Raw genomic sequence first — 11887 nt, 5'->3', positions numbered from 1 at the left:
TATGGATAAAAAAGCCTTAAATAAGACAGGCCGGTTTGCGGCTGTCGTACTGGCGGCAGGCAGAGGGAGCCGGATGAACAGCAAAGTTCAGAAGCAGTATATGCTCCTGGATGGGAAACCTCTTATCTATTATTCACTGAAAACATTTGAGGATGGGCCGGTGAATGATATTGTGCTTGTGACAGGTGCAGAAGATATAGAGTATTGCCGCAAAGAAATTATAGAGAAATATGGATTCAATAAAATATTGGCCGTAGTCCCCGGAGGAAAAGAACGCTATCACTCTGTTTATGAAGGACTGAAATGTCTAGAGGCACAGGGGGGATACGGTCAGGGGGATTATGTCCTGGTCCACGACGGGGCCAGGCCGTTTGCCGATCCGGGGGTGATTGCACGGGTGATGGATGACGCAGTGTGTTATGGGGCCTGTGTGGCGGGGATGCCGTCCAAGGATACGGTGAAGCTATCCGATGACGCCGGATTTGCCGGAGTGACGCCGGATCGCTCCCTGGTCTGGACGGTTCAGACACCGCAGGGATTTGCTTATCCTCTGCTCAGGGAAGCTTATGACAAGATGATGGGCCGGGCGGAATATCAGACAGGTGTTACCGATGATGCGATGGTGGTGGAGTCGATGACCAGACATAAAGTCAGGCTGACGGAAGGCTCATACCGCAATATCAAGGTAACAACACCGGAAGATATGCTCGTGGCGGAAACTTTTATACATCATAGAGCCGATATTTAAGCAAATGGAAAAAGATTTACGGTGTGCCAGGATATGGATAGGTTTTTATTTTTCTGGATATACTGTACATAGTAATAGCAGCCGAATTATTAAAAACGGATCTCCTTATCCGTCCGATTGAGGTTTAGTGATTCTGAAGAAAGATTCTTATTTTACTATAGAATTCATATTAAGTTGAATTTATATAAAAGAGGACAACCTCATATTTTGGTGAAAAGGAAAATATAAGGACGAAAATCAACGATATAAAATATACCTAAAATGCCCACAGCCCTTGTAGTTAAAGGAAAGATTAGAGAGACTGGAAACCAGAAATTACAAAAATTGTAAAAAAATGAAAAATAGTGGTTGACACCTGTGGGTATACGTGGTAAGATTATCACCGTTGCTGCTGAGACAGCGAGCGACAAAGCCCTGATAAACAACCGTTTTCGGAGGCTGCAGAGATTAATTTTATCTAATGTATGAATTGAATCTATAAAAGATAAAATTCAAAAAAAGATAAAAAAGTACTTGACAAACTGGAAAGCCTGTTGTAAAATATGAAGGCACGTTTGGAGAGATATCGAAGTGGTCATAACGAGGCGGTCTTGAAAACCGTTTGTCCGAAAGGGCGCGTGGGTTCGAATCCCACTCTCTCCGTTAAGAAATATAATGCACAGCTTCATATATAAATAAGAAATCAACCGGCAGAAGTACCCAAGAGGTTGAAGGGGCTCCCCTGGAAAGGGAGTAGGTCGTTAGTAGCGGCGCGAGGGTTCAAATCCCTCCTTCTGCGTTCGACATTGACAGACAAGCAATTGGAAGTCGATGCCAGGAACCTTGAAAACTGAACAGTATGTAAAACCTTGAAAATTCTTAAAGAACAAAGGCTTTTGGTTAAGCCTAGAAGTTCGAGAGAACATTCAGAACAAAACCAAGTAAAAACGTGATACACTTGCGGAGCACGAAAGTGCTACAAAAGCGAACACAAACGGACAAAAATAGCCAAGCGATTTTTGAACGGAATCAAATCTTAAACATGAGAGTTTGATCCTGGCTCAGGATGAACGCTGGCGGCGTGCCTAACACATGCAAGTCGAACGAAGCGATTTAGCGGAAGTTTTCGGATGGAAGCTAAGTTGACTGAGTGGCGGACGGGTGAGTAACGCGTGGGTAACCTGCCTTGTACTGGGGGACAACAGTTAGAAATGACTGCTAATACCGCATAAGCGCACAGCATCACATGATGCGGTGTGAAAAACTCCGGTGGTACAAGATGGACCCGCGTCTGATTAGCTAGTTGGTAGGGTAACGGCCTACCAAGGCGACGATCAGTAGCCGACCTGAGAGGGTGACCGGCCACATTGGGACTGAGACACGGCCCAAACTCCTACGGGAGGCAGCAGTGGGGAATATTGCACAATGGGCGAAAGCCTGATGCAGCGACGCCGCGTGAGTGAAGAAGTATTTCGGTATGTAAAGCTCTATCAGCAGGGAAGAAAATGACGGTACCTGACTAAGAAGCCCCGGCTAACTACGTGCCAGCAGCCGCGGTAATACGTAGGGGGCAAGCGTTATCCGGATTTACTGGGTGTAAAGGGAGCGTAGACGGTACTGTAAGTCTGAAGTGAAAGCCCGCGGCTCAACTGCGGGACTGCTTTGGAAACTATGGAACTAGAGTGTCGGAGAGGTAAGTGGAATTCCTAGTGTAGCGGTGAAATGCGTAGATATTAGGAGGAACACCAGTGGCGAAGGCGACTTACTGGACGATAACTGACGTTGAGGCTCGAAAGCGTGGGGAGCAAACAGGATTAGCTACCCTGGTCGTCCACGCCGTCAACGATGAATACTAGGTGTTGGGGAGCAAAGCTCTTCGGTGCCGTCGCAAACGCAGTAAGTATTCCACCTGGGGAGTACGTTCGCAAGAATGAAACTCAAAGGAATTGACGGGGACCCGCACAAGCGGTGGAGCATGTGGTTTAATTCGAAGCAACGCGAAGAACCTTACCAGGTCTTGACATCGATCCGACCGGGGAGTAACGTCCCCTTCCCTTCGGGGCGGAGAAGACAGGTGGTGCATGGTTGTCGTCAGCTCGTGTCGTGAGATGTTGGGTTAAGTCCCGCAACGAGCGCAACCCTTATCCTAAGTAGCCAGCACGTAGAGGTGGGAACTCTTGGGAGACTGCCAGGGATAACCTGGAGGAAGGTGGGGATGACGTCAAATCATCATGCCCCTTATGATCTGGGCTACACACGTGCTACAATGGCGTAAACAAAGAGAAGCGAGACCGCGAGGTGGAGCAAATCTCAGAAATAACGTCTCAGTTCGGACTGCAGGCTGCAACTCGCCTGCACGAAGCTGGAATCGCTAGTAATCGCGAATCAGAATGTCGCGGTGAATACGTTCCCGGGTCTTGTACACACCGCCCGTCACACCATGGGAGTCAGTAACGCCCGAAGTCAGTGACCCAACCGTAAGGAGGGAGCTGCCGAAGGCGGGACCGATAACTGGGGTGAAGTCGTAACAAGGTAGCCGTATCGGAAGGTGCGGCTGGATCACCTCCTTTCTAAGGAAGAAGAAGTAAAGGTTTTATATACTGTTGAGTTTTCGAGGATACAGAGTTAATTGCGCAGAAATGAAGGGACAGAAGCGATGAAAGCTTGCTTTCAAGAGCGGATGGAGCGGAATGGATGCATAAGTGGTGCCAACCACGACCGAGAAAAGCGAAGCTTTTGGAGGTGCGATTAACGTAGCCTGGAAACAACATTTCTGGTGGCGATGCGCTTAGGGGAGACACCCGTTCCCATCCCGAACACGATGGTTAAGACCTAAGCGGCCGATGATACTATATTGGTAACGATATGGGAAAGCAGGTGGCTGCCAGATTAATGGGCTTATAGCTCAGCCGGTTAGAGCGCACGCCTGATAAGCGTGAGGTCGGTGGTTCGAGTCCACTTAAGCCCATTACCCGAGAGGGTAATGCCGTGGAACGAGAACAGCATACTGACAGGATAAACGGCTGAATTCAATATAATAAACAAAATGAATATGGGATCGCCTTTAATTAGGGAAGGCCCGCATCCATGGGGGTGTAGCTCAGTTGGGAGAGCACCTGCCTTGCAAGCAGGGGGTCAAGAGTTCGAATCTCTCCATCTCCATTTGCGCGAGCTGAAGGAAGAGTGCGCATGATGAGTCAGGGCTGTGTGGAAAGTTTACTTTCCTAAGCAGACATGAGGAATCAAGCATAGGCGTGAAACGCCGTGAACGAAAGGTCGTAGACCTTGAGTGGCATTCTGGACTAGGTAAACGCATCGCATGTACCTTGAAAACTGCATATTGAAATAATATCTAGATAGAGTTTCAAAACTCTTCTGAGTGGCTTGCCACAAAGAAGGGAAGAGAGACAAAATCAAGACATCCGAGGTGTTACACGAAAGTGTAACCGAAAAAAACAAACCAAAACGAATTTATTTGTAAACCTAAACCAAAGATTCAACGCTATGAATCTTAGACAAGAACCCGCACCCGCAGGTTTGAGTCAATTGGTTAAGCTAATAAGAGCGCAGGGTGGATGCCTTGGCACTAAGAGCCGATGAAAGACGTGATAAGCTGCGAAAAGCTTCGGGGAGGAGCAAATATCCTTTGATCCGGAGATATCTGAATGGGGAAACCCACTTGAGAAGACCTCAAGTATCCATACGCCAATACATAACGTATGGAAGGGAACCCGCTGAACTGAAACATCTAAGTAGGCGGAGGAAGAGAAAGAAAAATCGATTTCCTGAGTAGCGGCGAGCGAAAGGGAAAGAGCCCAAACCAGAGTGCGTGCACTCTGGGGTTACGGACTGCATACGTGAGCCGATTTGTTAATGGAACGGTCCTGGAAAGACCGGCCAGAGAGGGTGAAAGCCCCGTACATGAAAACAATAGGCAGCAGCAGGATCCAGAGTACCGCGAGACACGTGGAACCTTGCGGGAAGTCGGGGGGACCACCCCCCAAGGCTAAATACTTCTTAGTGACCGATAGCGCATAGTAATGTGAAGGAAAGGTGAAAAGGACCCCGGGAGGGGAGTGAAAGAGAACCTGAAACCCTGTGTTTACAATCTGTGGAAGCACGTTAAGGTGCGACCGCGTACTTTTTGTAGAACGGTCCGGCGAGTTGCGGATGCTGGCAAGGTTAAGCACTTAAGGTGCGGAGCCGAAGCGAGAGCGAGTCTTAATAGGGCGTCAAGTCAGCATGTGCAGACCCGAAACCGGGTGACCTATCCATGTCCAGGTTGAAGTTTCCGTAAAAGGAAATGGAGGACCGAACGCACATCCGTTGAAAAGGGTGGCGATGAGGTGTGGATAGGGGAGAAATTCCAATCGAACCCGGAGATAGCTGGTTCTCCTCGAAATAGCTTTAGGGCTAGCCTCGTATTAGTTTAGCGGAGGTAGAGCACTGAATTTCCTAGGGGACGTCAAAGTCTACCGAAGAATATCAAACTCCGAATGCCGCATAAATGATGTACGGGAGTCAGACTGCACGAGATAAGTTGGGTAGTCAAAAGGGAAAGAGCCCAGACCTACAGCTAAGGTCCCAAAGTGTGTGTTAAGTGGAAAAGGATGTGGGATTTCAAAGACAACTAGGATGTTGGCTCAGAAGCAGCCACACATTCAAAGAGTGCGTAATAGCTCACTAGTCGAGAGGTCCTGCGCCGAAAATGTCCGGGGCTAAAACACAACACCGAAGCTTAGGAATTGTCGTAAGACAATTGGTAGAGGAGCATTCTTAAAGGAGTGAAGCAGTACCGATAAGGAGCTGTGGACTTTTAAGAAGAGAGAATGCCGGAATGAGTAGCGAGATGGAGGTGGGAATCCTCCAGGCCGAATATCTAAGGTTTCCAGAGTAAAGCTGATCTGCTCTGGGTAAGTCGGGGCCTAAGGCGAGGCTGAGAAGCGTAGTCGATGGACAACAGGTTGAAATTCCTGTACTGCATATCATCAGAACTGTGGGGACACAGAACCGGTGCCAAACCCGGGAATGAAAAGACCGGGGCAAGCGTAGGACTGGTTGAGCTGGCAAATCCGCTCAACAACAGGAGGACGTGACGCGTAGCGAACTATTAGTAGCGAAGTTGGCGTAGGGGCTGTCGAGAAAAGCCGCTATTGTGTGATATGTACCCGTACCGTAAACCGACACAGGTGGATGAGGAGAGAATCCTAAGGCCGGCGGGAGAAGCATTGTTAAGGAACTCGGCAAAATGACCCTGTAACTTCGGGATAAAGGGTGCCCACGAGAGTGGGCCGCAGAGAATAGGCTCAAGCAACTGTTTAGCAAAAACACAGGTCTATGCAAAACCGTAAGGTGAGGTATATGGGCTGACGCCTGCCCGGTGCTGGAAGGTTACGAGGAGAGGTTAGAGCAATCGAAGCTTTGAATCTAAGCCCCAGTAAACGGCGGCCGTAACTATAACGGTCCTAAGGTAGCGAAATTCCTTGTCGGGTAAGTTCCGACCCGCACGAAAGGCGTAATGATTTGAGCGCTGTCTCAACAATGCACCCGGTGAAATTGAAATACCAGTGAAGATGCTGGTTACCTGCGCCAGGACGGAAAGACCCCATGGAGCTTTACTCTAGCTTGATACTGGGATTCGGTATTGCATGTACAGGATAGGTGGGAGACGAAGAAGAGAGGACGCCAGTCTTCTTGGAGTCAATGTTGGGATACCACCCTTGTGATACTGGATTTCTAACCAGCCACCGTGATCCGGTGGTGGGACAATGTCAGGTGGGGAGTTTGACTGGGGCGGTCGCCTCCGAAAGGGTATCGGAGGCGCTCAAAGGTTCCCTCAGAATGGTTGGAAACCATTCAAAGAGTGCAAAGGCATAAGGGAGCTTGACTGCGAGACTGACGGGTCGAGCAGGTACGAAAGTAGGACTTAGTGATCCGGTGGTATGAAAGTGGGATTGCCATCGCTCAACGGATAAAAGCTACCCTGGGGATAACAGGCTTATCACTCCCAAGAGTTCACATCGACGGAGTGGTTTGGCACCTCGATGTCGGCTCATCGCATCCTGGGGCTGAAGTAGGTCCCAAGGGTTGGGCTGTTCGCCCATTAAAGCGGTACGCGAGCTGGGTTCAGAACGTCGTGAGACAGTTCGGTCCCTATCCGGCGCGGGCGTAGGATATTTGAGAGGAGCTGTCCTTAGTACGAGAGGACCGGGATGGACTGACCTCTGGTGTATCTGTTAGGTATCAAACCTATGGCAGAGTAGCCAAGTCGGGACGGGATAAACGCTGAAGGCATCTAAGCGTGAAGCCCCCCTCAAGATGAGATATCCCATCGCAAGAGTAAGACCCCTTGAAGACGACGAGGTAGATAGGGCAGAGGTGGAAGCATGGCAACATGTGCAGCTGACTGTTACTAATCGGTCGAGGGCTTAACCAAAAGGTTAGGTTAGGATAGAGGAAACAAAGTTTAAAAACGGATGAATTTCAATATGTGGTTTTGAAGGTATATGTAATGGGAATCTGGGCATGATAACCGAGAGGGAGTCTGGTTCAGGTAACCAAAACATTCCCCTTTATTCCTCGATAGCTCAGTCGGTAGAGCACGCGGCTGTTAACCGCGCTGTCGTAGGTTCAAGTCCTACTCGGGGAGTTTTTTTGTATCAAAAAATAGCCAAAGATAAATTGACATTAGGCCAAAAATGTGATAATATTACTAAGCAATTAGCAGCGGGAAGAACACACTATGGAGTCGCTGTGAAGTAAGGCCCCATGGTCAAGCGGTTAAGACATCGCCCTTTCACGGCGGTAACACGAGTTCGAATCTCGTTGGGGTCATTCAGCCGATGTGGCTCAATTGGCAGAGCAGCTGATTTGTAATCAGCAGGTTATCGGTTCGAGTCCGATCATCGGCTCTTTTATATATTTGGACCTTTAGCTCAGTTGGTTAGAGCAACCGGCTCATAACCGGTCGGTCCCGGGTTCGAGTCCCCGAAGGTCCACTATCCTGAACTAAAGGAAAAGAATTAAAAAACGAAAGATCTGGCCCGGTGGCTCAGTTGGTTAGAGCGCCGCCCTGTCACGGCGGAGGTCGTGGGTTCGAGTCCCATCCGGGTCGCTAGTTTTAACGTTTGATGAAAGTCAGGCGAAAAACTTATAATATTTGGGGTCTTAGCTCAGCTGGGAGAGCATCTGCCTTACAAGCAGAGGGTCATAGGTTCGAGCCCTATAGGCCCCATTTATCTGTGAAAAACCAGATATGCCGCAGTGGCGGAACTGGCAGACGCACAGGACTTAAAATCTCCTGCGTGATTTCCTCGCCCGGTGTCAAAAGCCTTGAATTTACAAGGGTTTCAACAACTTCATAACTTGTGACCGTTTCAACATCCCTCCTGAACATCCCTCCAAATTCCGAGAGGAAAAATAAAGGTGGGAAATGGAACAACAAATCTGCGGGTATGGTGGAATAGGCAGACACAAGAGACTTAAAATCTCTCGGGAGCAATCCCGTGCCGGTTCAAGTCCGGCTACCCGCACCAGATTATTCAGCTTTGGAAGTTTTCTTCCAGAGCTTTTCTTTTTATGCCGGGTAACTTCCCATGATTGCGTTTGCGGACTGGACCTTTTTGCTGAAATCGAAATGAGTATATGTGTTTGCCGTGGTGGTGATAGTGCTGTGCCCTAACCACTCCTGAATCGCTTTCAGGTCCACACCGTTGGCATAAAGTAAACTGGCGCAACTATGTCTGAGGTCGTGGAAACGTATCATCTTCAGTCCGTGCTTTGTCAGGATCAACTTGAAATGCTGGCTGATGAATCCAGGTTTCATCCGGCTGCCGGTCTTGTCTTTGAGAACATAATCCAGATATTCCCGGCTGTAAGAATTTCCGCAAACCGCCTGATCTTCTTCCTGCTGCTTTTTCAAATTCAAAAGTGCAATCTCAAACGGTTCCACCAGAGGTAAGGTCCGCGTACTTGATTTTGTTTTGGTCTTATCTTTTGAAATCGTGATTGTATGCCCGTCTAAATAAATATCGGTCACAACATGTTTGATTGTGATTGTCTTTTTCAAGAAATCAATGCTGCTCCATTTGAGACCTACAATCTCGCTTCTCCGCAGGCCATAAAATGAGGCCAGGATAACGGGCAGTTCCACCGGATTACCTTTTACCGCCTGGAACAGTACGTCCAGTTCGTTCCCGTCATAATATTCAGGAACATAGACGTTTTTCTGCGGCCGTTCAATGCGGTCTGCCGGATTGGACTTAATCAGCCCTATCTGAAAAGCATATTGCAGACACTTCCGGATATTGGCATGGCGGTGAATAATGGTATTCGTTGTCAGGCCGTTTTCATTCATCTCATAGAGGTAATAGTCCTGAATGTACTTCGGGTTGTTTTCCATATCTGTCAGCATATACCCTTTTTTCTTGAAGTAGGGGGCTATCTTGCTCTTAATGCCGGAGGCATAGCCCGCATATGTATTGAGGTCAACGCTGCTTTTCATCATATCCAGCCAGTCTAGGATAAAATCAGAGAATAATATTTCTGTTTCTCCGGTCAGGGGATCAATCTTATCGGCCGGGTTATCCTCAATCCAGCCGGAGGTTACCGCGTAGGCCAGGGCACCGCTTATGACGGTGTGGCAGGTGGTGAGAATCCTTTTTAAATCCTCCGGTGAGGGAATCATGCCGTTCTGCCGGATATTCTCATACAACGATTTCAAGTCCTCGGTCGTCATATCCGCTATGGTTAAATTTCTGTTTTCAAGGTACGGTACGGCATACAGATTGATGGCAACACGGTATACGGCGTAAACGTCAGCCGCAAAATTCGCTGTCTCCAGCCATTCGCTGAGAAAGTCATAGAATAATGTGTCCTTATCCCAAAGTGTGGGGATAAATTCTTTCCTCAACTGGAGGAGCATACCCTCCGCCCTCTTTTTGTTTCCCTTTATGGGGAGACGGGTGCTGACGGATTTTGTTTTCCGCTTTTTGCTCTTGTCATAATAATTTAATATCATCTGATAAATGCCGTTCTGAATTCGTAGATGTCCTGCTACCATGTATATCCTCCTTTGCGGGGCAGCAGCTAATTTACACCTACCATTGACACTTTTATTATACCGTGTCTTTGGAGGTTTGACAGCCCCAGACGCACAGGAATTTTTAAAGCTGCTAATTTTTGATGATGTTTAGGTAGGCCATGATGTGGATTTTCGGTATCTTGTAAGTCCGGCCGATCATAAAATGTTCAATGGCATTTTCTTTCAGCAACCGGTAAGCTGTTTTGGTGCTGATACCAAGCATTTCACTCATTTGGTCTACGGTAACTACATCGGGGTATTTCTTAAAAACAGACTGGTAGGCTTCTTTCTGGGAAATAGCCATATCCATAAAGCAGTCCCCCCTTTTCTGAATAATAAAAAGAAAAAGGCATGAACGGACGGCTGTATGGCACCATAGATGAACTATGTACAGCTCCACGGGAATCTAACCCCTGCATGGTTCTCATGCGGCCCTACTCATTGCCTGCGACGCTCTGAACGCTCTGGCTGTGACTGTAAGGGAGTATCATTATCCTTTCCGTGTGTCATTGCCTGCAAACTGCCGTGTTTGCGTTACAGCCTGGTGTTGTCGCTCGCTCCGGGGAGATCATGGCGCACTGGCTGCCCGGCTCGGCACGGAAAGAAAGTATCCGTCTGCCTTATGCTGCGCCGGCGTTTTCTTCCGGGCTTTCTTTGTCATGGTTCAAAACAGGCTATGTGCCGGTCCATTGGAGCGGGGATAGGGAGTGGAACACGCTCCGCGGGATAACCCTTATGCCGGCAGCACTTTAAAGCCCGTCACAATGCTGTAAATCAGTTTGGTCTCCAGCCGGAGCCGCATGGATTCATCAACGCACAGGTATTCATTCCCGTATTTGTCTTTCATCGGCCTGGTGGCAAGAGCCCGTATGTAGCTTTGGTAATGGGAGACAACAGTGGTGAGAGCTGTCTCGTCACCCTCCATTGCCGCCAGGATTACCGGCAGCGGCAGGGCTTTCTTTTTTACGGCCATTCAAATCCCTCCTTTTCCAGATACTTGCGCAATTCTTTCAGAATGTTTGCCCGCCGTTTGGATATGGTCTGCCGCAGGACATTCAGCTTTTCGCTGATCTCGCGGTCATTCATACCCAGGAAATAGGACAGCAGGATTATATCCCGCTTATCTTCCGGCAGCTGTCCGATGGCTTCTGCCAGGGAATTGCCGGTTACGACTACCGGGAGCCCTTGTACTTCAAAGATGTGTTCATCCGCAAAATACTTGTCCACGGTGGAGGTCTGTTCCAGCTCTGCGGCTGACAGTTCATTCAGGGACTTCTCGGCATTCCGGAGCCGTGCATATTCCTTTAGAATATCGCAGGCTTCGTTCTTCAGAACTCTGGCGCAAAAGGCGCCAAACTGATTCTGAACGCGCTGTTCGTAGGAGTCTTTCATGTTCTCACCCCCTTTCGCACTGCGGCGAAGCAGGTGATGTTTTTTTCCCTTTCGCATGGGTAACTGTAAAAAGCCGAAATCGGCAACCGCAAAAGAGAAAAAATATTTGAAAGGCTCCAATAGGAGGAAACCGTCCAAACCGCAAAAAGGCCCGACTGAAATAAACTCAGCCGGGCATGGGAAATAATATATCCTATAAAATGATTTGTATGTTCATATGTAAGTGCGTAATACTGCGGAGGAGGAGTATGAATTTTTTTGACTTTAAAGGTTTATGAAAAATGCAAAATATTAAAGCAAACATGGCGGTTCCTCCTTAGATACCGCCATATCCTAAAAAAGGGTGACTTTAACACACCCTCCGTAATCCAATTTTTGAAAAAGGAAAACGGCGGTTTAATTTCAAACTGCCGTTTTGTGCTGCTACACAGATAGCAGTTTTCCTTTTTAGTTGATCCTTACTAATCTTCATCATTATGCGGACGCTTTTTGGAATTTTTTTTATCGTTGTATTTTTTCATAATAACCATTTTAAGTAAGCCAACGACAATCAAAACCGCAACAATGATAATCCACCAGTATTGTTCCATAACCTACCTCACCTCCTTTCATTGGCCTTAAATCATCTTCCCCGTCCTATGCAAAGTGGGGAAGTTCATTAGTATTAACATGTACCATACAATGTT

6 protein-coding genes, 11 tRNA genes and 3 rRNA genes are annotated in these 11887 nt (G+C 48.0%); 15 read left to right on the top strand and 5 right to left on the bottom strand.

The window, feature by feature from the left end; all coding sequences use genetic code 11:
* Window position 1 precedes the first annotated feature (1 nt).
* From ispD to EJL91_RS19895, 15 genes are all read left to right on the top strand, one after another.
* Window positions 2-748, top strand: coding sequence for a 2-C-methyl-D-erythritol 4-phosphate cytidylyltransferase (gene ispD, locus EJL91_RS19965; RefSeq protein WP_125143722.1), 747 nt, complete (start codon window positions 2-4; stop codon window positions 746-748).
* Window positions 749-1304: 556 nt separating this feature from the next.
* Window positions 1305-1390, top strand: a tRNA-Ser gene (locus EJL91_RS19960).
* Window positions 1391-1437: 47 nt separating this feature from the next.
* Window positions 1438-1526 (top strand) — tRNA-Ser (locus EJL91_RS19955).
* Between the two features lie 239 nt (window positions 1527-1765).
* Window positions 1766-3297 (top strand): 16S ribosomal RNA (locus tag EJL91_RS19950).
* 202 nt (window positions 3298-3499) lie between these two features.
* A 5S ribosomal RNA gene (gene rrf, locus EJL91_RS19945) occupies window positions 3500-3617 on the top strand.
* 4 nt (window positions 3618-3621) lie between these two features.
* Window positions 3622-3695, top strand: a tRNA-Ile gene (locus EJL91_RS19940).
* Window positions 3696-3816: 121 nt separating this feature from the next.
* Window positions 3817-3889 (top strand) — tRNA-Ala (locus EJL91_RS19935).
* A gap of 386 nt (window positions 3890-4275) precedes the next feature.
* A 23S ribosomal RNA gene (locus tag EJL91_RS19930) occupies window positions 4276-7163 on the top strand.
* Together the 16S, 23S and 5S rRNA genes with 11 tRNA genes alongside form the textbook arrangement of a ribosomal RNA operon.
* 140 nt (window positions 7164-7303) lie before the next feature.
* Window positions 7304-7376: transfer RNA gene (locus EJL91_RS19925), tRNA-Asn, on the top strand.
* 113 nt (window positions 7377-7489) lie between these two features.
* A tRNA-Glu gene (locus tag EJL91_RS19920) sits at window positions 7490-7561 on the top strand.
* Between the two features lie 4 nt (window positions 7562-7565).
* A tRNA-Thr gene (locus tag EJL91_RS19915) sits at window positions 7566-7638 on the top strand.
* 13 nt (window positions 7639-7651) lie between these two features.
* Window positions 7652-7725: transfer RNA gene (locus tag EJL91_RS19910), tRNA-Ile, on the top strand.
* 42 nt (window positions 7726-7767) lie between these two features.
* Window positions 7768-7841 (top strand) — tRNA-Asp (locus EJL91_RS19905).
* Window positions 7842-7888: 47 nt separating this feature from the next.
* Window positions 7889-7961, top strand: a tRNA-Val gene (locus EJL91_RS19900).
* A 214-nt stretch (window positions 7962-8175) separates the two neighbouring features.
* Window positions 8176-8262, top strand: a tRNA-Leu gene (locus EJL91_RS19895).
* Between the two features lie 41 nt (window positions 8263-8303).
* Here the strand turns inward: EJL91_RS19895 and EJL91_RS19890 are convergent.
* The 5 genes from EJL91_RS19890 to EJL91_RS25185 all read right to left on the bottom strand — a co-directional run bounded on the left by EJL91_RS19890 (window position 8304) and on the right by EJL91_RS25185 (window position 11791).
* Entirely contained in the window at window positions 8304-9788 is a 1485-nt protein-coding gene (locus EJL91_RS19890; RefSeq protein ID WP_125143721.1) for a tyrosine-type recombinase/integrase, read from the bottom strand.
* A 112-nt stretch (window positions 9789-9900) separates the two neighbouring features.
* Entirely contained in the window at window positions 9901-10119 is a 219-nt protein-coding gene (locus tag EJL91_RS19885; protein WP_125143720.1) for a helix-turn-helix domain-containing protein, read from the bottom strand.
* A gap of 423 nt (window positions 10120-10542) precedes the next feature.
* A complete protein-coding gene (locus tag EJL91_RS19875) occupies window positions 10543-10782 on the bottom strand; it encodes a helix-turn-helix domain-containing protein (protein WP_125143719.1) in 240 nt (79 codons plus the stop codon).
* Window positions 10773-11201, bottom strand: a complete 429-nt coding sequence (locus EJL91_RS19870; RefSeq protein WP_125143718.1) for an RNA polymerase sigma factor — start codon at window positions 11199-11201, stop codon at window positions 10773-10775. Before EJL91_RS19870 ends, EJL91_RS19875 begins: the two co-directional genes overlap by 10 nt.
* A gap of 461 nt (window positions 11202-11662) precedes the next feature.
* Complete coding sequence (locus EJL91_RS25185) at window positions 11663-11791, bottom strand: hypothetical protein (protein WP_279230057.1); 129 nt, start codon at window positions 11789-11791, stop codon at window positions 11663-11665.
* Between the last annotated feature and the right edge of the window lie 96 nt (window positions 11792-11887).

It is taken from the genome of Clostridium transplantifaecale, from assembly GCF_900626075.1.
GTDB classification, from domain to species: domain Bacteria; phylum Bacillota; class Clostridia; order Lachnospirales; family Lachnospiraceae; genus Otoolea; species Otoolea transplantifaecalis.
This window is presented reverse-complemented; position numbering and strand designations above follow the sequence as displayed.